The organism is Mucilaginibacter sp. CAU 1740 (assembly GCF_039839285.1).
In the GTDB taxonomy this organism is placed as follows: domain Bacteria; phylum Bacteroidota; class Bacteroidia; order Sphingobacteriales; family Sphingobacteriaceae; genus Mucilaginibacter.
In genome coordinates this window covers 802,067-826,127 of record NZ_JBDOQS010000001.1, presented here as the reverse complement: position 1 = coordinate 826,127, position 24,061 = coordinate 802,067, and the positions used below count along the sequence as shown (strand labels likewise).

15 protein-coding genes are annotated in these 24,061 nt (G+C 45.7%); 9 read left to right on the top strand and 6 right to left on the bottom strand.

What is annotated here, in order from left to right:
* Positions 1–5 precede the first annotated feature (5 nt).
* The 4 genes from AAFN85_RS03765 to AAFN85_RS03750 all read left to right on the top strand — a co-directional run bounded on the left by AAFN85_RS03765 (position 6) and on the right by AAFN85_RS03750 (position 2,994).
* Entirely contained in the window at positions 6–623 is a 618-nt protein-coding gene (locus AAFN85_RS03765; RefSeq protein ID WP_347525620.1) for a hypothetical protein, read from the top strand.
* Between the two features lie 203 nt (positions 624–826).
* On the top strand, positions 827–1,390 hold the full coding sequence (locus AAFN85_RS03760; RefSeq protein WP_347525619.1) for an adenylyl-sulfate kinase: 564 nt from the start codon (positions 827–829) through the stop codon (positions 1,388–1,390).
* Between the two features lie 6 nt (positions 1,391–1,396).
* Positions 1,397–2,245: a sulfotransferase gene (locus AAFN85_RS03755; protein ID WP_347525618.1), complete on the top strand. Its 849-nt coding sequence runs from the start codon at positions 1,397–1,399 to the stop codon at positions 2,243–2,245.
* A gap of 80 nt (positions 2,246–2,325) precedes the next feature.
* Positions 2,326–2,994: a hypothetical protein gene (locus AAFN85_RS03750; RefSeq protein ID WP_347525617.1), complete on the top strand. Its 669-nt coding sequence runs from the start codon at positions 2,326–2,328 to the stop codon at positions 2,992–2,994.
* Positions 2,995–3,051: 57 nt separating this feature from the next.
* Here AAFN85_RS03750 and AAFN85_RS03745 read toward each other — a convergent pair whose 3' ends face one another.
* From AAFN85_RS03745 to AAFN85_RS03730, 4 genes are all read right to left on the bottom strand, one after another.
* On the bottom strand, positions 3,052–3,846 hold the full coding sequence (locus AAFN85_RS03745; RefSeq protein WP_347525616.1) for a glucose 1-dehydrogenase: 795 nt from the start codon (positions 3,844–3,846) through the stop codon (positions 3,052–3,054).
* A gap of 12 nt (positions 3,847–3,858) precedes the next feature.
* Complete coding sequence (locus AAFN85_RS03740; protein WP_347525615.1) at positions 3,859–5,004, bottom strand: alkene reductase; 1,146 nt, start codon at positions 5,002–5,004, stop codon at positions 3,859–3,861.
* Positions 5,005–5,090: 86 nt separating this feature from the next.
* Positions 5,091–5,678 carry a Crp/Fnr family transcriptional regulator gene (locus AAFN85_RS03735; protein ID WP_347525614.1) on the bottom strand — a complete coding sequence of 196 codons (588 nt, stop codon included), beginning with the start codon at positions 5,676–5,678 and terminating at the stop codon, positions 5,091–5,093.
* A gap of 13 nt (positions 5,679–5,691) precedes the next feature.
* Positions 5,692–6,255, bottom strand: coding sequence for a thioredoxin family protein (locus AAFN85_RS03730; RefSeq protein ID WP_347525613.1), 564 nt, complete (start codon positions 6,253–6,255; stop codon positions 5,692–5,694).
* A 310-nt stretch (positions 6,256–6,565) separates the two neighbouring features.
* On the opposite strand from AAFN85_RS03730, the gene AAFN85_RS03725 reads away from it, so the two are divergent.
* Complete coding sequence (locus AAFN85_RS03725) at positions 6,566–8,977, top strand: TonB-dependent receptor (RefSeq protein WP_347525612.1); 2,412 nt, start codon at positions 6,566–6,568, stop codon at positions 8,975–8,977.
* A gap of 101 nt (positions 8,978–9,078) precedes the next feature.
* Here AAFN85_RS03725 and AAFN85_RS03720 read toward each other — a convergent pair whose 3' ends face one another.
* Entirely contained in the window at positions 9,079–9,510 is a 432-nt protein-coding gene (locus AAFN85_RS03720; RefSeq protein WP_347525611.1) for a hypothetical protein, read from the bottom strand.
* A gap of 195 nt (positions 9,511–9,705) precedes the next feature.
* Here AAFN85_RS03720 and AAFN85_RS03715 point away from each other — a divergent pair, with 195 nt between their 5' ends.
* The 4 genes from AAFN85_RS03715 to AAFN85_RS03700 all read left to right on the top strand — a co-directional run bounded on the left by AAFN85_RS03715 (position 9,706) and on the right by AAFN85_RS03700 (position 21,196).
* Positions 9,706–10,470 (top strand): SDR family oxidoreductase, encoded by a 765-nt coding sequence (locus AAFN85_RS03715; protein WP_347525610.1) that lies wholly within the window; start codon positions 9,706–9,708, stop codon positions 10,468–10,470.
* Positions 10,471–10,712: 242 nt separating this feature from the next.
* Positions 10,713–13,202 (top strand): M1 family metallopeptidase, encoded by a 2,490-nt coding sequence (locus AAFN85_RS03710; RefSeq protein ID WP_347525609.1) that lies wholly within the window; start codon positions 10,713–10,715, stop codon positions 13,200–13,202.
* A gap of 202 nt (positions 13,203–13,404) precedes the next feature.
* Positions 13,405–15,246 carry a PAS domain S-box protein gene (locus AAFN85_RS03705; protein ID WP_347525608.1) on the top strand — a complete coding sequence of 614 codons (1,842 nt, stop codon included), beginning with the start codon at positions 13,405–13,407 and terminating at the stop codon, positions 15,244–15,246.
* Positions 15,247–15,352: 106 nt separating this feature from the next.
* Positions 15,353–21,196: a DUF3320 domain-containing protein gene (locus tag AAFN85_RS03700; RefSeq protein WP_347525607.1), complete on the top strand. Its 5,844-nt coding sequence runs from the start codon at positions 15,353–15,355 to the stop codon at positions 21,194–21,196.
* Positions 21,197–21,494: 298 nt separating this feature from the next.
* Here AAFN85_RS03700 and AAFN85_RS03695 read toward each other — a convergent pair whose 3' ends face one another.
* Entirely contained in the window at positions 21,495–24,056 is a 2,562-nt protein-coding gene (locus AAFN85_RS03695) for a polynucleotide kinase-phosphatase (protein ID WP_347525606.1), read from the bottom strand.
* Between the last annotated feature and the right edge of the window lie 5 nt (positions 24,057–24,061).

Genomic DNA, 24,061 nt, shown 5'->3' with positions numbered 1-24,061 from the left:
ATAAGATGAACCAGTTTATAAACGAATATGGCGATAGCCTGCGCCGGTTTTGGGATAAAGCTACTACCGAAAGCGAAAAAGAAAAGTTACATACCAATATACTGGCTTATGCCAACAATAATCCACATCAATTTACAACCGAACTAAAAGAAGTTTTATTTGATACAGACCTCGACCCTTTATCTGTTGTACTGGAAGCCTTATCAAAAGATACAGATACCTGGGGAGATTTTTTTGTGGAGATACTTGGCAAAATCTTCAACGCGGCATACGCTACCGATAAGGCAGATGAAATACTGTTTAACCTCACCGAGTTTTACTATGTTGAAGATGATACCCGGCCCTTTGTACAAAAAATAGTGAACAAACTGCAAACCGAACTTAGTTCAACACGGACTGATATCAGGCTTGCCGCCATAAGAAATATCATATCGTTCCTCAACAATCCTTCAATACGCAATAAAACTGCCATAATAAATCAATTAACCGGCATGCTCAATGATCCGGACTGGAAAGTGCGGTATGTAACATTTCAATACCTCGGTTTCGAAAACCTGTTGCCAAATGGCGCAAAACTTGGGCTTGCCGACCGGTTGAAAAAAATGATATTTGGTCAGCCATAACATAGCCGGGTTCAGAACCCGGCTTTTATCGTATTTCTTTCCCCTCTCCCCGTCTATGTCATTTTGCTATTCATCGACACAAACCCACTATGTGTCGATACACAAAGTGTTAACTATAATTTAAGTAAAAAAGGCTGCGTTACTTTGTAAACAATAAGAGTTTAAACAACAGTTATTATTTACAGTTTAATTTAAACACGCCTATGATCCTTTTGCTATGCGGTTTATCCGGTTCGGGAAAAACCACCCTCGCCCAAAGTGTTAAAATGCGTTTGTCGGATACCGACATTCCTGTCGAGATAATTGATGCCGATGTGTACCGGCAAAAACTTTTCCCTAACCTTGGTTATACTAAGGAGGATAGGTTTGAAAACATCCGCCGCCTGGGTTTTATCGCCAACAAACTTTCGGGCCATGGGGTAGTAACTATCATAAGCGCCATTAACCCGTATGATGTTATCCGCCGCGAACTGATAGCCACTTACCCCAATGTAAAACTGGTACATGTTGATTGTCCGGTTAAAACGCTGATGCAACGCGATACCAAAGGTTTGTACCGTCGTGCGTTTTTGCCCGAAAATCATCCCGATAAGGTAACTAACCTAAGTGGCGTGAATGATCCTTTCCAGATTCCTTCATCGCCGGATGTTTATATCAACACACAGATCACCCCGCTTGCTAAAGGAACAGAAACGCTTGCAGCATTTATCCTGGATCAATACCAGCAAGAGCAAAATCAATACGTTTATCAACATAAAGCATCCTAACGCGCCATGAACCAAACTTTAATAATAGCGGGTATGCACCGCTCGGGTACATCATTGATTACCCAGTGGCTTGAACGCTGCGGCATGCAGGTTGGCGAGCGCCTTTGCGGGGCCAGCGAAAGCAATATTGACGGGCATTTTGAAGATGTTGAATTTTTAAAGCTACACGAAGAGATATTAAACTGCAACAGCCTGGCTACAACCGGACTGGTAGATAACAAACATATTGAAGTACCGCTTTACCAGCTTGAAAAACTCAAAGCGGTTATAGGCATTAAACAACAGCTGTTTGAGCAATGGGCCTGGAAAGACCCACGCACCTGCCTGTTTTTGGATACCTATACCGAGTTACTTCCCGATGCCAAATACCTGGTGATAACACGCAATTACCAATCGGTAGTAAGCTCATTATTAAGGCGCGAGTTTGCTTTTGGCGAAAAAAAATACCTGGCGCGCAATTATGTACAACGCTTTATCTGGAATAAATTCAGGCGTCAACGCCGTAAAGAAGCTTTTTGGCGCGATAATGCCACCGCTTATTTAAAAATATGGATCAATTATAACGAAGAGATCCTGCGCACGCTTAAAAAACTAAAGCCCGACGAATACCTGGTTACTAACTACGCTCAATTACTTGAAAACGACACCAACGTTTTTTCGTTCATGACCGATAAATGGAACCTGAGCCTTAACTACTTTGATTTTAAGGATATTTACAAACAGGAGCGCATGGTTAAAGCTGAGGATATAAGCGATTACGTAGAGGACAAATCATTGCTGATCAAAGCTACTTACCTCATCAAACGACTCAACAGCTATATCCGCGGCAGCGAGAGTTTTGGAGAGGATGATTAATTGGTTTTTGATATCATTAAAAATTTGTCATATCACACAGGTATAGGTAATTTGCTATGCAATAATGCGAATTACCTAACATGACGGGCAATATCTATTCACATACACACCTGATAGGTACAACAGAAATACTACCCGGCGACATTAGCATGAGCCATGTGTATGACCTCTTTACTCCCAACGAGGCATTTGATACCTATGTTCGGCCACACTTTAAAAAGCACTGGCTAACGAGCCGAATAAGTTTAAAAAACTGGGATGATCTGAAACTTAATGTACAACTTGAAAACGACTACTTTATTTATGCCGGGGGCGGAATCACATTAATAGAGGATGAAGAGGGTATCATCCAGGCTGATATAGCGGGTGTTGACACAGAAGTGATACGTGATTTTATCTTGACCAAACCGGCAAAGCCATTTGTTGAAGAGCCATGGGAAACAATATCTATCAAACAAAAGATAGCTTTTGAAGAAGAGTTACACAAAGAACTGGGCACCAACCGATTTTTTAGGCAAAAACATCCCTTACAAGGATTTAAATTGGAGGCCTTATGTAAACACTGCGGTAACGATGATGTGTTATTTACCATCGGTCATCCCGGTTCAAAAAACACGTTCGCTGTTATCCATTTAACCTGGCGCGGAGAGACAGAAATGGACAACTATCCATCGTTTAAGTTTTTTGAAGATCTTGATAGTTTCAGGGAACTGAGAATGTTTCCTGATAAAGCAGATTGGTTGGAGTGAATTTTAAAGAGGCCCCCTAAACCAGGCAGGCCTCTCATTATTTAAACACAAATTTATTTACAGGCTCCCGCCGTCAACGGCAAGTTTAGCCCCATCAACAGCCAAAATTTGTCCGTTTAAAAATGGAGATTTATTCGAGCCGATGAATACGATGGCCTGCGCCACCTCTTCCGGCCGGCCTAAACGTTTCATAGGTATTCCATTTTTCATCTTTTCCATATTTTCATCGGTGCCGGTAAAGCGGGAAAGCATACCCGTTTCTGTTGGCCCCGGTGCTATGGCGTTCACACGAATGCCCACGGTTGCACCTTCCAGTGCACCGGCTTTGGTAAGCCCTTCAACAGCGTGTTTACTGGCTACATACACAGATGCACCGGCCGCCGCCCTTTTGCCAAAGGTTGATGATACATTCACTATACTTCCGTGACCTTGTTTAAGCATCACCCGCATTTCGTGTTTCATGCTTAGCAGCGTGCCTAAAATATCGGTATCAAATGTGCCAGCTATGGTTTCGGGAGTTTGATCAATTATCAGTCCGGGTTGGCCTTCAGTACCGGCATTGTTTACGGCAATATCAAGCCTGCCAAAACGGGTTACAGTACCATTTATCAGCGCCTCAATATCAGCCTCGTTCCTTACATCAGCTTTAATAAATTCGGCTTCGTTCCCAATGTTACGAAGCTCTTCGGCCAGTGTTTGGCCAACTTCGTTGTTTCGGCCCGACACCACTACTTTGGCACCTTCTTGCGCAAAAGCAATGGCGGTTGCCCTACCTATGCCGGCTAAAGCGCCGGTTATTAGCACCACACTTTCATTAAGCGGTGTGGTGTTTGTTATTGATTGATTTTTCATTGATGTTTTAAATTAATTATTGTTGTAAAATGGATAATCGATATATCCACGTTCGTCGCCACCGTAAAATGTATCGCGGTTGTAAGCGTTAAGCGGCAAATTTTCTTTTATCCTTTTAACCAGGTCAGGATTAGCTATAAAATAGCGACCAAAGGCTACCATATCGGCATCGCCTTTATCAACAATTTCTTCAGCGGTATCGGGCAAAAAGCCCCCGGCCGAGATGATAGCTCCTTTAAATATGGTACGCAGTTGTTTTGACGCCACCGGCTCCAGGCCATCGGCAATTTCGTAGCTACCGTTAATGCGTGGCTCAACCACGTGCAGGTAAGCAAGGCCGAAACGGTTCAATTGTTCAGCAGCATAACTGAATAAAGCGTTCGGATCAGTATCCGACATTGAACCGAATACGCCACTTGGCGCTAAACGCACACCTACCTTGTCGCCTCCCCAAACAGATGCAACAGCTTCGGTCACTTCTAACAAGAACCGGGTACGGTTTTCAATACTGCCACCATATTCGTCGGTGCGTTTGTTGGTACCGTCCTGCAGAAACTGGTCAACCAGGTAACCGTTTGCGCCGTGAATTTCCACACCGTCAAACCCGGCAGCAAGGGCACGCTCAGCGCCCGATTTAAAATCGGCTATGATGTTTTGGATATCGGTAATGGTTGCCTCACGGTTAAGAGTGGCCGGTACCCAACCACCTGGGGTGTAAACCAGATCATCAGGATGCGGCACCACCGATGGTCCTACAGGCAAACCGCCATCAGGTTGCAGATCAACATGCGATTGGCGACCAACATGCCATAACTGTAAAAAGATCTTTCCGCCTTTTTCGTGTACAGCGGCAACTATTTTTTTCCAGCCTTCGGCCTGCTCATCGGTATAAATACCGGGGGCGCCATAGTAACCGTGTCCGTTAGGTGATACCACTGTTGCCTCGGAGATGATGAGGCCACCATCGGTAGCGCGTTGACTGTAATATTGAGCCATTAAATCGGTAGGGATATTATCTTTAATGGTACGCATACGGGTAAGCGGGGCCATCACCACGCGGTGGTTAAAGCGGTTAGCGCCAATTTGTACGGGAGCGAATAATTTATTTTGAGCTACAACGGGAGTATTTGCGGTTTGCTCTGATGCTGAATTTTTCATTTTTACTTTGATTAATTGATAACCAAAGTTCTGCCGAAACCGGGCGCTAAAAAATGAAGAACACCAAGAAATTCAGTTGAAGTTTTTCAACTTTTTTTAACCCGTTTGTTACGGATCTTGCTCAGCAATTCGTGCGAAATGCCTAAAAACGAAGCCAAAGCATACTGCGGCACACGGGCAGCTACAAGTGGATATTTTAGCAGGAAGTTTTCATAACGGCCGGTAGCATCAAGGCTGATATCTACCAGGATACGCCGTTGCAGGTACGCATAACCAACCTGGGCCAAGATGCGATAAAACTTTTCGAACTTAGGGTGGGTGTCGAGCAGTTTTTGTTCGTCATCGTACGAGATCTGGATAATGGTGCTGGCTTCAAGGGCTTCAACAAAAAGCGTAGCGGGTTGCCGGAAAAAATAGCTGTTAAAATCCGAGATCCACCAATCATCAATACCAAAGGCTACGGTATGGTCCTGCCCGTTGGCATCAATAAGGTATGAGCGTAAAGCCCCCTTAACAATATAAGTACGATGGTTGCAAACAAAATCGGGCTGAACAATGAACTGTTTCTTCCTGATCTTTTTTATCCGCAAAAGCGAAACGTAATATGCTTCTTCTTCGGCTGTAAGGCTGATGTAGCGTTTTACGTAGTTTACTATGGGTGAAAAATCTTCCATGGGAAAGAATCTGTTAAACAGGCAAACTCTGCAATATAGCCAGAAACTCCCGCTGAAAGCTTTCGCCTTTATCTTCGTTATACCATTTTTGCAGGGCTATCTTTTTCTCGGCCATATCCACATGGTCATGAACCATTTGCAGGTATAGTTTTTGGCATTCGGCAGGTCGCGGCCCCCAAACGCCCAAATCATTTTGGTTGCTGTCGGCAATGATCAGCTTAGGGATAGAGCGGGTTCCGTTGGTGAGGTACTGCTCGATCAAAAACGGGGGACTATCGCGCAGCTGATACTTCACTTTTATAAGCGGGTTTAACTCGGATAAACGGTGGATAAACGGAATGGTATGTGAGGCATCGCCGCACCAAAGTTCGGTGATCACCATCCAGTGTTGTTCGTTAACTATATTTTCAATTACATCGGTCAATTCTGTATTCAGCACGCCTACTTTTAACCAGCGTTGCTGGCGCGACCAATTTAGTTTAGTATAATTCAGATAATCCGGATTATCATAAGGAGCTGCCGGGGCAGGGCTGTTTAGCGTATCGAAAAATAACTGCTGATAGGTTTCGAAATCCATGGGAGTTGTTATTTACCTGTATGCAAGGTAGGGAATGGTTGAGGAATTTTGGTGGGTTGGGTGTAAAATTTAAGGATGGCAGTATTCGTAAAATGTAAATAAGTGCAGGGATAACGCCCCCTCTTTTACCACTACAAAACCCTTACAATTCAGCAAAATCCTAAGCTATTTCAGCATTACCTAATCTTTTATTTGTAATCAATCTAAATAAAGATAAATTTGCGCCGATTTTCATGGAGGGGATACCACTGTTTTAAACCCTTATTGATAAGCGACAGATCCATTAATCGTATTTAGCCATTAACAAATTATGCAATTTGTATTTACCCCTATTAACTACAATTACCGTATTTCATTTAAGCAGCTGCTTTTATCAATCAGTTCCATTTTACTTTTAGCGTTTAGCGCCGGTGCACAAACTACTAACGGCACCATTAAGGGCACCGTAAAAACATCCGACGGTAACCCTGCCGAGTTTGTAAATGTTGTTTTAACCGATACAAAACTTGGCGCTACCGCCGGGCAAACAGGGCATTTCACTATCAAAAATGTTCCGACAGGCAATTATACTATTGTAGCAAGTTATATCGGTTTGCAAACGCAAACCAAACAGGTAACCGTAACCGCGGGCGAAACCGCTACCATAAACTTTGTTTTAACCGAAGGTGCCAAAGACCTGCAAGAGGTTTATGTTAAAAGTGCCAAGCATAACAAGTTCCTTAAAAAAGAAACCGAAGATGTTGCCCGTCTCCCCCTAAAAAATCTCGAAAACCCGCAGGTTTACAGCGTGGTTACCAGCGAGCTGATGAAAGAGCAAATTGTAACCAGCTATGTAGATGGTTTTAAAAACATCCCGGGCACAGGTGTGCCATTGGTTTACAACAACGGACGTACCACCCTGCTATCCCGCGGTTTTGTTACCGGCAACTTTATCCGTAACAGCGTAGCGGGTTACAATTTTAACGCTATCGACCCTGCAGATATCGAGAAGATAGAAGCTATAAAAGGCCCCACCGGTACTTTGTTTAACAGCAGTTTGGCATCATTCGGCGGGTTATTTAACCGTGTTACCAAACAGCCTAACGAGTGGGCCAAATCAGAGATCACCTACCAAACCGGCAGTTTCGACCTTAACCGCCTTACTGCCGATGTTAACCTGCCCTTAAATAAGGATAAAACAGTGCTTTTCCGCGTTAACGCGGCGCTGCACAACGAGCACAGCTTTCAGGATGCTGGTTTTAACCGCAGCATTTTTGTGGCCCCAAGTATCACCTTCCATGTTAACGATCGCCTTACGGTTGATATCGATGCCGAGATCGGTAACGGAAACGCTACTTCGGCTTACAGACTTGCACCGGATGTTAGCGCTAAGGCAACTATTCATAACGTTAAAGACCTGGGCATCGATTATAAACGTTCGTTTGCCAATAACGGGGTTGATTACCTGAGCCGCCAAATCGATATCTACTCGCTCATTAACTACAAGATCTCGGAGAACTGGAAATCGCAAACCATGTTCAACAAAACGTTTTCTACTACAACGGGTATGGTTACAGCCTTTACGCTTGTTGATAGCACCAAACAAATAAAACGCCAGGTTACCCAGCAAGATTATCCTTACTACATCACTAACGTACAGCAAAATTTTATCGGTGATTTTAAGATCGGCCATTTCCGCAACCGCATTGTAACCGGTATTGAATACTATAACCAAAAAAGTAACTGGAACAATGTAAGCGTTACTATGCCATCTATCAGTTACATTGATCCTGGAGCAGCATACAATGGCTTTACTGCCGATAAAATATCGGCCCTTGTAAACGCGGCAGCACCTAAAGCGGGCGATTATGTGCAAAATAACCAAAGCTCATACGCGGCCTATCTATCAGATGTATTTAACATTACTGATCGCCTTAATGCCATGGCCAGTATCCGTATTGACAGGTTTGTGAACAAAGGGGCCTACACTCCTGCCGATGGCAAAACTACGGGCAATTTTAGCCAAACTGCATGGTCGCCTAAGTTTGGTTTGGTTTACCAGTTAGCTAAAGATCAGATCTCGTTGTTCGGTAATTACATGAATGGTTTTAACAACGTAAGTGCTACCAGTTTTGACAACACGCCTTTTAAACCACAATACGCTAACCAATGGGAAGCGGGCGTAAAAGTTGATGCATGGGACCACAAGATCAGCTCGACCATCAGTTACTACGATATTTCGGTAACCAACACCACCATGGACGATCCGGCACATCCCGGCTTTTCAACCCAGGCCGGTACACAGCTAAGCAAAGGCATCGAGGCCGAATTGATCGCTAACCCTGTTAGCGGTTTAAACATTGTAGCCGGCTTTGCCTATAATGATAGTAAAATTACCAGTGCTGCACCAGGCACCAACCTGCAAGGTTTACGCCCTGCCAACTCTGGCCCCGCGCGTTTAGCCAACCTTTGGATAAGCTATCGCATTACTCAGGGCGTGGTACAAGGCCTGGGTTTTGGTGCAGGTGGCAACTACGGCAGCGATTCGTATCAAACCAACACCACAAAGTTTAAGTTTACCATCCCATCATACACCACGGTTGATGCCACTGTATTTTACGATCAGCCTAAATACCGTATTGGCTTTAAACTGGATAACTTAACAAACGAAAAATATTGGAGTTTCAGGTTAGCACCGCAAAACCCTACTCGCGGTACGCTGAGCATGAGTATTAAGTTTTAACAATCCATTATGTCATTGCGAGGAACGAAGCAATCGCACGGAGGCAAATCCGCCCTGTTTAGCATCCGATTGCTTCGTATCTCGCAACGACATTTCTTTTTTCAATCCTCCTTCAAAAACTTCCCGTTACCATCAAAAACCAGGTCGCGGCCTTTAACTTCGGCTTCGTAAGTAACAACACCCGCCGCGTCGGTCACTTTTCCAGCCTCTTTAATTTTCGTTACTTTATACTTTTCCTTCACATAAGTTGCTACTCCGGCAGGTAAAGCGGAAGGGCTAATAGCCACAACTTCCTCTACAAAAGCTCCTTCGGGTGTAAACTGTACCGACATATCCTCACCGGATTTGCCTCCCCAATTGGCTTCATAGTTTGCTTTTTCTTTTTCCCAGGTGATACCTGTGGCCTGCGGATATTTTTTTACAAGCGCAGCCTTCGTTGCCACGGGCACAGCGCTGCTTTTTACTTTTTGCGCGTTGGCAACGCCGGTTGCCAGTAGCATTAATGCAGGGATACTTAAAATGATCTTTTTCATGGTGATAAATTTTTCATCAAGGTAGATGGGCATTCTGTGAATTGTTTGGAGGGATTTTGGATGATTTCTGGATTAATAAAATATCGCCAATGTGCCCCCTGTACCATTATTTGAATTTGATAAACAACCGATTGATATTTACAAACACCTGCAATCCATTACGCCGCATCTTTGTATAAAATAAAAAGACAATAAATGGAAACTAAAAATAAAATAGCCCTGGTAACCGGCGGCAGCCGTGGTTTGGGTAAAGACATGGCTTTGCAACTGGCCAAAAAAGGCCTTAACGTGGTAATTACTTACAACAGCCAACAAGGAGAGGCCAATAAGGTAGTTTCAGAGATCCAACAAAGCGGTCAAAAAGCGGCAGCCCTGCAATTAAATGTAGGCGACCTGAAAAGCTTCGCCGCATTTTCAGATCAGCTGAAAGATACCTTACAAAACACTTTCGGTACCGATCATTTCGATTACCTGGTAAATAACGCGGGCATTGGCGGCTACACCCCTATTGCCGATGTTACCGAAGAAACATTTGATGAACTATTGAACATCCACTTCAAAGGCGTTTACTTTTTAACCCAAAAAATGCTGCCCATTTTAAACAACGACGGTGGTATTGTTAATATCTCATCGGGTTTAACGCGCGTAAGTGTTCCTAACTCATCGGTTTATGCTTCACTTAAAGGCGCCGTTGAAGTATTTACCCGTTACCTGGCCAAAGAACTGGGCGCAAAAGGCATCAGGGCCAATACCGTAGCTCCGGGTGCTGTGTTAACAGATTTTGGCAACGGCCACCTGCGCAACGACGAAAATCTACAAAAAATGGTAAGCAGTATGACGGCCCTCGGTCGCCCCGGCGTAGCCGAAGATATTGGCGGTGTTGTTGCCTTTTTATGTACCGAAGATGCCCGTTGGGTTAACGGCCAACGCATTGAGGTATCTGGCGGGATGCTGGTATAATTAATTCCGTTTTCCCTTAGAGAATCTTACATTCTCTCCCTAATTTCGTAAGCCCCAATGCCTAATCAAGACGTCATTGCGAGGTACAAAGCAATCCCCGAATAGCCGGTTCGCCCTGTAAAGTTTGGGATTGCTTTGTACCTCGCAATGACGTTTTTTATAATGTTTGATATTAAAATGCCTTTAATGATCAAAAATCCAAATGGTTGCTTATTTTTACAGTTGATAAAACGTTTTACTAAATGAAGAAAACTTACGCATCCTTATTTTATACTTTGCTTGCAGCTGTTGGCTTTACCGGCACAGCAACTGCGCAGCTTAACCATCACCCGGCAAACCAACCCTATTACCACGCCACTGCCGAAAAGATCAACGATCTGATTGATACCAAACTTGATGTAAAATTCGACTTTCAACACTCGTATTTGAATGGAAAAGAATGGGCCACCTTTAAACCTCATTTCTATCCAACCGATTCGATAAGACTTGATGCCAAGGGGATGGACATTAAAACTGTTGGCATTATGCAGCAGGGTAAAGTGCTTCCGCTTAAATACCGCTATGAGGATAGCCTGCAACTGGTTATCAACCTAAACAAAACTTATACAGCCAAAGAGCAGTACACTTTGTTTATCGAATACACCGCTAAGCCCGATTTGTTGCACGATAAACCTGGCTTTAAGCTGGACGGCAAAGGTTTATATTTTGTAAACCCGCAAGGTAAAGAAGCAGGTAAGCCTACCCAGGTATGGACACAGGGCGAGGCCGAAAGCTCATCGTGCTGGTTCCCTACTATTGATAAGCCTGATCAAAAAACAACCGAGCAGATCAGCATGACTGTTCCGGCAAAATACACTACCCTATCCAATGGTTTGCTCATCAGCCAAAAAACTAATGCCGATGGTACCCGCACCGACACATGGAAACAATCATTGGCGCATTGCCCGTATTTATTTATGATGGCCGTTGGCGAGTTTACAGTTTATAAAGATAAATGGCGCAACAAAGAGGTATCATATTACCTTGAACCGGCTTATGCCCCTTACGCGAAACAAATTTTCGGACAAACATCCGAGATGATGGAGCTTTATTCAAAAGCTTTAGGCGTTGATTTCCCATGGGAAAAATACTCGCAGGTAGTTGTGCGTGATTATCCGCTGGGCGCTATGGAAAACAGTTCGGCCACGCTGCATGGCGAGTATGTTCAGAAAACCCCTTGGGATCTGATCGACGATCCAAACGGATCGGGCGGTACAACCATTGCCCACGAACTTTTTCACCAATGGTTTGGCGATCTGGTAACCTGCGAAAGCTGGAGCAACGAAACCCTTAACGAATCATTTGCGGTATTCGGCGAAAAATACTGGAACGAGCGTAAATATGGTAAAGATGATGGCGATGCCAAACGTTATGATGAGCTACAGGCTTACCTTAACAACGGCACGGCTTACAAGCAACCCCTTGTAGCTTTTGTTTACGCAGATGAAGATGGCATTAACGGAGCCAATATTTATGACAAAGGTGGTCTGGTGTTAACCATGCTGCGTCATTACTTGGGCGATGATGCTTTCTTTAAAGGCCTGGGCCTATACCTGAAAACCAATGCTTTTAAAAACGGCGAGGTACATCAGTTAAGGTTAGCTATGGAAGAGATCTCAGGTAAAGACCTTAACTGGTTCTTTAATCAATGGTATTATGGTGCCGGTCACCCGGTGTTGGATATTACCTACCAATGGGATGCTGCCGCTCATCAGCAAAAAGTATTCATCAGCCAAAAGCAAGAGGGACAAATCTTTAAAGTACCTGTTGAAGTTGACCTATACGTAAACGGTAAAGCCACCCGCAAACAGGTCTGGCTTTCGGGCAAAAACGATACCTTAAGTTTTGATTGCGCCGCCAAACCGGAGTTGGTTAACGTTGATGCCGATAAGGTATTGCTTACCAAAAAAACTGATCATAAAACCCTTGAGGAGTTTAACTATCAATATCACCACGCCAAAGTTTACCTGGACAGGTTGGAAGCTTTAAACGCGGCTGTTGGCCAGCAAACTACCAAAGCAGGTATGGATATTGTGCTTTCGGCATTAAAAGATAAATACCATGGTTTGCAGATAAAAGCCATCCGCGCGCTTAAAACCGATAGCGCTGAAGTTATGAAAGCTGCCCTGCCAATCCTGGCCGATCTGGCAACGCACGATGTAAACTACCCTGTACGTGCCGCTGCTATCAACGTTTTAGGTAAAACCAAATCAAATGCGTATGCTGCTATTTATAAATCATCGCTGGCCAGTCCATCATATACCGTTAAAGGCGCGGCGCTGAACGCCTTGAACACGCTTTCGCCTGCCGAGGCTTTCCAAACAGCTAAAACTTTAGAGGCTGATGGTAAAGGACAATTGCAGCAAGCTATTATTAATGTTTATGCCACCAGCGGCTCGGATAAGGAATGGCCTTTTGTGATCAACGCTTTCAAAAAAGGATCGGTTCAAAATAAATTCGATCTGGTACGCGGTCCGCTGGCACAAATGGTTGCTCGTTTAACTAATGGCCAATATGCGCAGGAAGGTATCACCGCCATCCGCGATCTGGCTGTTACTTATAAAAGATATGGCATCGCGCCAAAGCTGATCACTGCTTTGCAGGAAATTGCCGAGGCAAGGAAAAGGCTGAATGATAATGCATCGGCTACAGCTGCCGGGGATGCTGTTAAGGCTATTAATGATGCTAAGTAAATAGTAAGAACAACAAAATGTAACGACCATGTCCTCATCAGGACATGGTCGTTTTTATTTTCCCTATATCGCTACCAAAAAACAAATACCTATTATTACTGGTTAACCCAATGCTTAAAAATTGATTGCCCAAAACCGGCCCGAATAAAAAGTTGTTTCCGGTTTATTATTTTTATGCCGAAGCCATCTATAGAAATAACTTATGGAACAAAATACAAACCGCCTTACCGATAGCGAAGAACATTACCGGGCACTGGTTATAGCAACCTCGGATGGGGTTTACCGCATGAGTGCCGACTGGCGTGTTATGTATCAGCTTCAGGGCGGTGAGTTTTTGCCGGATACCGGCAAGCCTATTGCCGACTGGATGGATAAATATATCCACCCTAAAGATCGCGATCGTGTACAACATGCCATAGACCATGCTATCCGTACCAAAACAATGTTTCAACTGGAGCACCAGGTTGTATTGGCCGATGGCACACTTGGCTGGACATACTCGCGCGCTATACCTATATTAGATGCCAATGGCGAAATAACCGAGTGGTTTGGTGCCGCCAATGATGTTACTGCACGCCACCGTGCCGAGGAAGCTTTGCGTGTGGCCAGAGATGCAGCCGAACAGCAAAAACGCTTGTATGAAACCATTACTTCCAACACGCCCGACCTGATCTACGTTTTTGACCTTGATTACCGCTTTACCTATGCCAATGATGCCCTGCTTACCATGTGGGGCAAAACATGGGATAACGCCATAGGAAAGAAATTGCTGGAAAATGGCTACGAACCCTGGCATGCCGAAATGCACGAACGGGAGATTGATAAGGTGGCGGCCACCCGCAAGCCTATCCGGGGCGAAGTATCTTTTCCGCACGCTACGTTGGGGCGGCGCGTTTATGATTATATTTTTAGTCCGGTAGTTAATGAGCAAAATGAAGTGGTAGCCATAGCAGGCACCACCCGCGATATTACCGACATCAAGCTGGCCGAACGCACGCTTACAGAAAGCGAAGCCCGTTTCCGTAACATGGCCGAGGGCACCAATATCTACATTTCCATGGGCGATGAAACCGGCAATGGCATCTACTTTAACCAGGCCTGGAGCAGGCTCACCGGGAAATCGATGAGTGAGTTACTGGGATTTGAATGGACAGATATAGTACATCCCGACGATAGAGAGGAATACCTCAGTGTTTACCAGGAAGCTTTTAAGGCCCAGCTTCCATTTCACTCAGGCTTCCGGGTACTCACTGCCGAAGGGGATTACCGTTGGTTACTAATAGATGGATCGGTAAGGAGATACAGCGATGGTTCGTTTGCTGGTTTTATTGGTGCCGCGGTAGATATTACCGAGCTAAAGCAGGACGAACAGCGCAAAAACGATTTTATCAGCATGGTGAGCCATGAGTTGAAAACGCCGCTTACTTCTGCCCTCGCCTATGTACAGGTTTCTAAAAAACGTACGGAAGAAGCGGGAGATGCCGTATCTGCCGGAATGCTGGAACGCACAGAAAAACAGCTGAGCAAAATGGCGCGGATGATCAACGGCTTTTTAAATGTTTCGCGCCTCGAATCGGGCAAGATCCAGATAGATTGCCAGCGTTTTGACCTCGCTACGTTATTAAAAGAAACAGAAGACGAAACCCTTTCCGCCGTTTCAACACACCGCGTGTTGTTTGCCCCCACATCGCAGATCTGGGTAAAGGCTGATCGTGAAAAAATTGGCCAGGTGCTCCAGAACCTCATTAGCAACGCGGTTAAATATTCTCAACCCAATTCAACCATCCGGGTATCGGCAGATACCATTAATGGCAAAGTGCAGATCAGCGTAAGCGATGAAGGCATAGGCATTAGCCAAACAGACCTGCCGCGGCTATTTGAACGTTTTTACCGGGTTAAAGATGCCGAAACCCGCCACATTGCCGGCTTTGGGATTGGCCTATATTTATGCTCTGAAATTGTTAAGCAGCATGGTGGCAGAATCAGGGCCGAGAGTGCCCTTGGCGAAGGGAGTACTTTTTATTTTACTTTGCCGTTGGTATAGGGCTTGATTGTTTTGTGGATTGCGCTGCCCGGGCTTACGGTAGCAGAAATTATGTCAAAACAACATTTTTAAAAGTAATTTATAAAAAAGGCTATCTTGTGTTGTCATGACGAACCACACTTTATCAAAATCGGCTATTGAAATATCTTATAACCCTGTGCTTAATTTTGCCCTACAGCAAAACTACGTGCCCGCTATCAGGGAAATTATTATAAAAAACAACAGCGAGGCAGATTGGCACGATGTAAAGATCGAGATCACATCCGAACCTGATTTTGCAACAAAATGGCAGGGCACTATCGAGGTATTACAAGTTGGCGAAAGCTATCAGCTCAAGCCCTCTATTAATATCTCCACCCGATTTTTATCAGAATTAACAGAGAAAATATCCGGCAACTATCTGATCACTATAACAGCCGATAACGAAGTTATTTTTCAGGAAAACTACCCGGTAAGCGTATTGGCCTTTGACCAGTGGGGAGGCATTGGCCTTTTACCCGAAATGTTAACGGCTTTCAGCACGCCCAACCACCCCGAGGTGGCAAAAATTTTACGCTCTGCTGCCGCGATACTTGAACGTTGGACGGGAAACCCCTCCTTCGATGAATATCAAAGCCGTAACCCCAACCGGGTGCGGAAACAGATGGCCGCTATATACGAGGCCATTGCCCAAATGCAATTGATATATTGCTCGGTACCGGCAAGTTTTGAAGAGAGCGGGCAACGCATTCGCCTGGTTGATACCATTTTTTCGCAACGGTTGGCCAATTGTCTTGATCTCAGTTTGCTGTACTCGGCCTGTTTGGAGGCTATTGGCATACACCCCTTGCTGATAATTGTGAAAGGGCATGCCTTTGTAGGCGGCTGGTTAATTAACGAATCTTTTGCGGATGCCGTTAATGACGATCCTTCGCTCATCAGCAAACGGATGGCCGATGGCATTAACGAGATTGTAGTAGTTGAAGCTACCTGCATGAATGCCGGTCATCAAAACAGCTTTGATGACGCGGTACGCTCTGCCGAACAAAAGATGCTGAACACCGCCGATTTTATTTTATTTATCGATGTAAAACGCGCGCGGTTCAGTAGCATTCGCCCGCTGCCGCTTAGGTTAGCTACGGCAAACGGTTGGGAGCTTGTGGAAGCCCCAAAATCAGACAGGGATAACCTGCTGCCCGAAGATATTACGGTAGGCGGAAGGCTGATCAATGTTGATAAGATCGATGTATCAAAACAACAACTCTGGGAGCGCAAGCTGCTCGATTTAACGCTGAGGAACAGCCTGCTCAACATCCGGATCACCAAGAGTGTGATCCAGCTGATCACCATAAATGTAGGCAAGCTTGAGGATGCTTTGGCCGATGGGCAGGAGTTCCAGGTGCTGGCCAAACCATCTGATTGGGATAACCCCATCAGGGATACCGGCGTTTACCAGGCCCTGCACCAATCCGACCCGATTGCCGACCTGGTAAAACACGAACTAACGCAAAAACGGGTACGCACCTATCTTTCAGAAAATGATCTGAGCTATAGCCTTACCAGCCTTTACCGCTCATCGCGGGTATCTATAGAAGAGAACGGTGCCAATACGTTATACATAGCCCTTGGTTTGCTTAAATGGTATGAAACCGAAGCCAGTGAGCGGCCCAGGTATGCGCCGATACTGTTGCTCCCTGTCGAGATTATCCGCAAATCTGCCCAAAAAGGTTATATCATTCGTGGGCGCGAAGAAGAAACGATGATGAACATCACCCTGCTCGAAATGCTGAGGCAGGATTTTGGGCTGGCTATTGGCGGCCTGGAAACCTTGCCTAAAGACGAGAGCGGTGTTGATGTGAAAGCGATCTTTAACACCATCAGGCAGGCGGTAATGTCCAAATCGCGCTGGGATATCGAAGAGCAGGCGCTGTTGGGCAATTTCTCGTTCAGCAAGTTTATTTTATGGAACGATATTCATAACAATGCCGAAAAACTTTGCCGCAATAAAGTAGTGGCGAGCCTGGTTTCGGGCAGGCTGGAGTGGCAACCCGAAGAAAACGCCGCGGTTGAAGCTATTACCGATCTTCAATTGCACCCGGCCAGCATAGCGCTGCCCATCAGTACAGATTCATCGCAGTTGCAGGCCATTTTAAGCTCGGGACAAGGCAAAAGCTTCGTGCTTCATGGCCCGCCGGGTACGGGTAAATCGCAAACCATTACCAATATCATTGCCAATGCCCTGTACGCAGGTAAAAGGGTACTGTTTGTGGCAGCGAAAAAGGCGGCTCTTGATGTGGTTGAAAATCGTTTGGAAGCCATTGGTATAGGTGATTTTTGCCTGGAACTGCACTCCAACAAATCAAAAAAGACAGCTGTTTTAGAGCAGTTAAAAGCCGCTACAGAAATAGCCCACCGCAACGCCCCTGCAGATTTCGCGGCCGAAGCACAGCGGCTATTTGACCTGCGTAACGAGCTCAATACTTATGTTACGGCCCTGCATGTTCGTTATCCTTTCGGCTATTCGCTGTTTGACCTTTTTACCGCCTATAGCCTGATCCCCGGCACAAGCGAGGTTTATTTTGCCCCGGCCGTGTTTGAGCAGCTTACCACAACCCACCTCACCAATTGGCAGGACCTGGCCGAAGAAATGCAGGTGGCCGGTTTGCAGACAGGCAGCCCGGCGGGGCACGCGCTTTCAGCAATTAACCTGCAGCAATACAGCGCGCAGTTAAAACAGCAGGCGCAATTGCTGATAGAAACCCTGGTTACCCGTTTAAGGCAACTGGCCGATAATACGGATGTAGTAAGCGATATATTGAAAATTGGCGGCCTGGTAAAAAGCCCGGAACAGGAACAGGCGCTTATCACTATGGTGAGCCTCGTTTTGAAACTAACCGATGTGCCATCATCTATCCTCAAAACAGAATCGTTTGAGCAAACGCTGGCACAGGTAACAGGCCTGGCGGCACATGGTATAGTGCGCGACGGGCTCCGGGCCGAATTATCGGCATCATTTCAAAAAGGGATTCTTTCCTTCCCGGCGGCTAATACATTAACCGAATGGCATATCGTAGATAAAAAATGGTTTTTACCACGTTGGCTCGGTCAGCGTAAAATTCAAAAAAACCTGGCCTCGCTTTCACTCGCTGGATCTGTTGAAAAAGATCAAATCCCCGATTTGCTAAATAAGGTGATAGCCTACCAGGAAGAAGAGGAGATCATTAACAAAGCAAGTTACCTGCCGCCGCTTATTGGCTACTTATGGAACAATGGCGAGGTTAAATGGCAGCAGGTTAAAGATGATTGTGAATTGCTGATCAGGATCAATCAAGCTGCCGCGCAGATTACCGGAATAGGAAAACTTAGCTCATGGCGCACCGAATTATCGGCCGAATTTTATGAAGGCAGCGCGGCCTATATCAATCAGCATAAAAAACTATTTGATGATTACCTGAGAAATTACCAGCTGGTAAACGATAGCATGACCGAATTATCGAACCTTTTAGGGATCGATTTTAATAATATTATAAAAAGCAACCCGGATTGGAAGTTAGCTGTTGATAATGCTGCCGAGGGCTGGCTTAGCCATTTACACCAACTGCCCGATTGGTACAACTGGCTTAATGTTAAAACCCGTGCCTTAAGTGCAGGTTTGCAGCCTTTGGTAAATGCTTATGAAGGCGGAAAGATTGCCGATAACAAGGTAGTCCAGCATTTTCAAAAAGGGTTTTATAAATCGGCTGCTGATTTTATTTTGGAGAAAAACCCGCAGCTGGCAACGTTTAACAGTACCATATTTGAAGATAAGATCAAACGTTTCCGGGCTATCAGTCAGCGGTTTGAAACGCTTACCCGGCAGGAGCTTTACGCACGATTAGCTGCTAAGATCCCGTCTTTTACACAGGAGGCATCTCAAAGTTCGGAAATAGGCTTTTTGCAGCGCACCATCCGTAATAACGGCAGGGCAATGTCTATCCGCAAGATCTTCGATACCATCCCCAATTTGCTGCCACGGTTAACGCCATGTATGCTGATGAGTCCTATTTCGGTAGCGCAATATTTTGATACCGAGAGCGAAAAGTTCGACCTGGTGATATTTGACGAGGCATCGCAAATGCCAACGTGCGAGGCCATTGGCGCTATTGCCCGTGGTACCAACGTGATCATTGTTGGCGATCCGAAACAGATGCCGCCTACCAGCTTCTTCTCCACCAATAATATTGATGAAGAAAATATTGAAAAAGAAGACCTGGAAAGTATCCTGGATGATTGCCTTGCACTCTCCATGCCATCGCAGCACCTGTTATGGCACTACCGCAGCAAGCACGAAAGTTTGATAGCCTTTAGCAATGCCAAATACTATGATAATAAGCTTTTAACCTTCCCGTCAACAGATGATATTACCAGTAAGGTACAGTTTGTGCCGGTTAACGGGTTTTATGATAAAGGTAAAACCCGCACCAACCACGCCGAAGCAAAAGCGATAGTTGATGAGGTGGTAAGGCGGCTGTCTGATCCGCAATTGGCTAAACGCAGTATGGGCATTGTTACTTTTAGCGCTGTACAACAGTTACTGATAGATGACTTGCTTACCGAGGTATTCAGCCTGCGGCCTGATCTTGAAAAAATAGCTTTAGAATGCCCGGAGCCGGTGTTTATTAAAAACCTGGAAAATGTGCAGGGCGATGAGCGGGACGTGATCATGTTTTCTATCTGCTACGGGCCGGATGGTTTCGGCAAACAAACGCTCAATTTTGGGCCAATAAACCGCGAGGGCGGCTGGAGGCGCTTAAACGTAGCGGTATCGCGTGCACGTTATGAAATGAAGGTATTTTCCACATTACGTGCCGATCAGATCGATCTGAGCCGTACCTCATCCGAAGGGGTTGCCGGGCTGAAAGCTTTCCTGGCTTATGCCGAAAAAGGAAAGATCGCTTTACCGATCCGTACAAGCCACAAAGCCGATAACGGCCCATCCTTTGAAAACCTGATAGCTGATGAGATCCGGAAAAAAGGGTACGAGGTACATACTCAAATAGGTTGCTCTGATTATAAGATAGATTTGGGTATTGTTGACCGTGACAACCCCGAGCGGTATATTTTAGGCGTATTAACCGATGGCAAAAACTATTATAATGCCAAAACATCCCGCGACAGGGAGATTGTTCAGGTAGATGTGCTGAGCCAGCTGGGCTGGAATATCCACAAAATATGGTCGGCCGAATGGTGGGAAAAGCAGGATAAAGTATTGAACGGGTTATTTGAAGCCATTGAACATGCCGAAGAGCATAAAAATGACAAGCCTGTACATTCTGAACCCGACCTGGTAGTAAACCCGGTACGCGAAGAACGCATCGCGTCGCAATATGTAAATGTTCCGCCGGTTCCGCGTCCACCGGTAAGCTCTAAGGCGATACCTTACGAAATTTACCCGGTTGAGATACAATTAACCACCTCGGCAGATGATTTTCTTTTTCCGCAAAATTTGGGCAAGGTAAAAGCGCAGATCTTTAATGTGCTCAATACAGAATCGCCTATCAGTAAAAACCTGTTGAGTAAACGGGTGTTGGCAGCCTGGGGCATTTCGCGCCAGGGGGCACGTGTGGCCGCGCATTTTGATGCTATTTACCGGCAAATGAACATCCGCCAGGAAAGCAGCGCTTACAACACCTTCTTTTGGAAAAACGGGCAGGAGCCGGGGCAATATTCTATTTTCCGGGTGGCCGGAAACGAATCTCAAAAACGGGATGCCGAGGATTTGCCGCCGGAAGAAATAGCGAACGGTGTTTTGGAGATCTTACACAACCAGATCGGCCTGTCGAAAAATGACCTGGTACGGGAAACCGCGAAATTGTTTGGTTATGCCCGCATCGGATCGAACGTAGAAACGGCAATGCTTGCAGGTATTGACAAGGCTTTGGAAAAAGGGGAGGCAAAATTGGAGAATGACCGGGTTACTTTGCGTGCCTGATTTGAATAATGAAACAACCAGGTATCTCACTAACCTATCTCATTAAGTAAAAATGATCCCCCAGAGGGGGAATAGGTTTGTAGCAGAATGTTCCGTTTAATTAGCCGTGCCAGAGGTACGGAACATCGGCGGTGGTGTACCTCTGGCACACAAAAACTTCGGTCATTTGGTATCTACAAACCTTTTGCACCTCTGGTGCAGCCTTGCAAAGCTCTTAACTTAATGGTATTGCTCACTAACATAACCTCCAAAAATTAAAAAGCTAAGCTGCCGCGAACGGTAGCTTAACTTTTTACAGTTACAACCTCGGGTCTACCGGCTCACTTTCCATGGCCAATACACCAAATACGCATTGATGTACACGCCTTAACGGCTCCTTATCCGTGAAGCGCTGCAAGCCTTCAATACCTAAAGCAAACTCGCGCATGGCCATTCCGCGCTTGGCGTTGAGGCCGCGTTGTTTAAGGCGTTCCAGGTTTTCGGGTGCTGTGTATTCGGGGCCGTAAATGATCCTGAGATACTCGCGTCCGCGGATCTTTATTGCCGGCTGAATTAAGCCTTTACCATCTTTTTCGATAAAATTATAAGGTTTCACAACCATGCCCTCGCCCCCTTTACCGGTTAAATTTAACCACCATTCGGTAGCGTTCTGCACATCGGCGGCATTGTCCAGCTCAACTATTTTATAAGGTGTGGCCAGCAGTATGGCAGGATCGGCATTGCAGATCTTTTTGATCTGTTCCATATGCCACTCGTGGTTTTCGCTTGTCCATAGCTTCCCTTCTGATGCCAGGATGTGGAAAGGGGCCAATTTATAATCATCAATACTTTTTACGTCCCAACAGTATTGTTGGTATGCGGCGATAAACTGTCCGGTTTCCTGCGCTCTTGAATTATATTCATCTAACAGGGCCTGCCCATTAGGATCCCGTTCAACTAATTTGCTCAGTGCCTCATTCACATAATGCAAAGCATTTGTAGCCGCGCTGCCTACAGAGGCATATTGCGATTGCAGCAGGATTTGCGCTTTGGCATTCCATGGCATCAGTTCGGTATCTAAACAAACCCAATCGGTATTAAACTGATCATAAAAGCCTGATGTAACCAGGGCCGCGTTAAGCCGTTGCAATAAAGCCTGCTCGGTTTCTTTACCATTAAAAAACGCCCTGCCTGTACGGGTGTAAACGGTACCGATGCCTTCGCCGGTAATACCGAATGCTTTACTTATGGCATTTTCATCGCGCCCAACAATTACCACAGCCCTCGAGCCCATGTGTTTTTCCTGGCAAACTACCCTGTTAATCCCCGCGGCCTTGTAATAATCAAAAGCTTCATCCGGAAACTCGAGGTAATCATCCAGGATACTTGTTTTTGAAGGACTCATGGTAGGCGGCAAATAGATCAACCATTTTGGGTTGATGGCAAAACGGCTCATTACCTCCAAGGCTGCAATAGCGTTTTCCTCGCGGATGGTGATGTTATTGCCCAATCTTGTTTCAACTATATGCCTGCCTGTAAATTCGGCAATATCAAGTACGGTATCGTTTTCCTGTTGTATGGTGAGGTTAGCGTTTGTTGCTTTACGATGATCCAATGGCTTTGCCGGTACACAATACACTTCGGCAGCCTTTACAGACATCAACTCCCGTTCGGGATAGCGCAGGGCTGTTAACGAGCCACCAAATACACAGCCTGTATCAATATCAATGGTATTGTTAAGCCATTGTGCTTCGGGTACAGGGGTATGCCCGTAAACTACCATGGCCTTGCCGGTGTATTCGCTTGCCCAGTTAAGGCGCACGGGTAATCCAAACTCATCTATCTCGCCGGTTGTTTCGCCATACAAACAAAACTCGCGCACAGCGCCCGAACCGCGGCCATGCATATGTTCTTTTAAACCGGCATGCGAAACCACCAGTTTACCGCCATCAAAAACATAGTGGCTCACCAACCCATCCAAAAACTTCTTTACCTCATCCCTAAACTCAGGCGTTTCGAGGCTAAGCTGATCAATAGTTTCCTGCAACCCGTGTTTTACCTGCACATTTTTACCGTTAAGCCAACGCACCAGTTTAATATCATGGTTGCCGGGAACGCAGTAAGCATTTCCGGTGGTGGTCATGCCCATTACCAGTTTCAGCACTTCGGGTGTTTTAGGGCCACGGTCAACAAGGTCGCCCACAAAAACAGCTTTGCGGCCTTCGGGGTGTGCCCAGGTGGTAGTATTGTTTTGATAACCAAGCTTAGTTAAAAGTTCGGCCAGCTCATCATAGCAACCATGCACATCGCCAATAATATCCAGCGGACCGATTTCCTGCTTCTTGTTGTTATATAAGGGATCGCGCACAATACCGGTTATGGCCTCTACCTCTTCGGGCGAGCGCAACTCGATAATATGCCTGAAACCCTCAAACTTCAGTTTTTTGAAACTGCGCTTTAATTGCGATATATGCTGAGGGATCACGTGCGCGCCAAAATTACGGTCGGGCCGTAGGGCATTGCGCTGAGCACATACCTTTTCGGGCACGTTGAGGATAATGGCTACCGGCAGGCAATGATATTCGCGGGCAAGGTTTATCCAGTCTTTCCGCGCCTCTTCCTGAACGTTGGTAGCATCAATTACAGTGAGCAACCCATTTTTTAAGCGCATCCCTGCAATGTACCGGGCCAGCGCGAAAGCATCGACCGATGCAGCCTGGTTGTTTTCATCATCGCTTACCAAACCACGACAGGTATCTGAAGATACGATCTCGGTAGGCTTAAAATGCTTACGCGCGAATGATGATTTCCCCGAACCTGTAGCCCCCATCAGTATTACTAAGGATAGCTCGGGTATTTGTATAGTTTTATTGGTTGACATTTTTG

Bases quoted from the DNA above. Each gene is read 5' to 3' on its own strand.
- AAFN85_RS03710 (WP_347525609.1), top strand. From the start codon at position 10,713: ATGAAGAAAACTTACGCATCCTTATTTTATACTTTGCTTGCAGCTGTT.
- AAFN85_RS03765 (WP_347525620.1), top strand. From the start codon at position 6: ATGAACCAGTTTATAAACGAATATGGCGATAGCCTGCGCCGGTTTTGG.
- AAFN85_RS03695 (WP_347525606.1), bottom strand. From the start codon at position 24,056: ATGTCAACCAATAAAACTATACAAATACCCGAGCTATCCTTAGTAATA.
- AAFN85_RS03745 (WP_347525616.1), bottom strand. From the start codon at position 3,846: ATGAAAAATCAATCAATAACAAACACCACACCGCTTAATGAAAGTGTG.
- AAFN85_RS03720 (WP_347525611.1), bottom strand. From the start codon at position 9,510: ATGAAAAAGATCATTTTAAGTATCCCTGCATTAATGCTACTGGCAACC.
- AAFN85_RS03755 (WP_347525618.1), top strand. From the start codon at position 1,397: ATGAACCAAACTTTAATAATAGCGGGTATGCACCGCTCGGGTACATCA.
- AAFN85_RS03730 (WP_347525613.1), bottom strand. From the start codon at position 6,255: ATGGATTTCGAAACCTATCAGCAGTTATTTTTCGATACGCTAAACAGC.
- AAFN85_RS03750 (WP_347525617.1), top strand. From the start codon at position 2,326: ATGACGGGCAATATCTATTCACATACACACCTGATAGGTACAACAGAA.
- AAFN85_RS03725 (WP_347525612.1), top strand. From the start codon at position 6,566: ATGCAATTTGTATTTACCCCTATTAACTACAATTACCGTATTTCATTT.
- AAFN85_RS03715 (WP_347525610.1), top strand. From the start codon at position 9,706: ATGGAAACTAAAAATAAAATAGCCCTGGTAACCGGCGGCAGCCGTGGT.
- AAFN85_RS03705 (WP_347525608.1), top strand. From the start codon at position 13,405: ATGGAACAAAATACAAACCGCCTTACCGATAGCGAAGAACATTACCGG.
- AAFN85_RS03735 (WP_347525614.1), bottom strand. From the start codon at position 5,678: ATGGAAGATTTTTCACCCATAGTAAACTACGTAAAACGCTACATCAGC.
- AAFN85_RS03700 (WP_347525607.1), top strand. From the start codon at position 15,353: ATGACGAACCACACTTTATCAAAATCGGCTATTGAAATATCTTATAAC.
- AAFN85_RS03740 (WP_347525615.1), bottom strand. From the start codon at position 5,004: ATGAAAAATTCAGCATCAGAGCAAACCGCAAATACTCCCGTTGTAGCT.
- AAFN85_RS03760 (WP_347525619.1), top strand. From the start codon at position 827: ATGATCCTTTTGCTATGCGGTTTATCCGGTTCGGGAAAAACCACCCTC.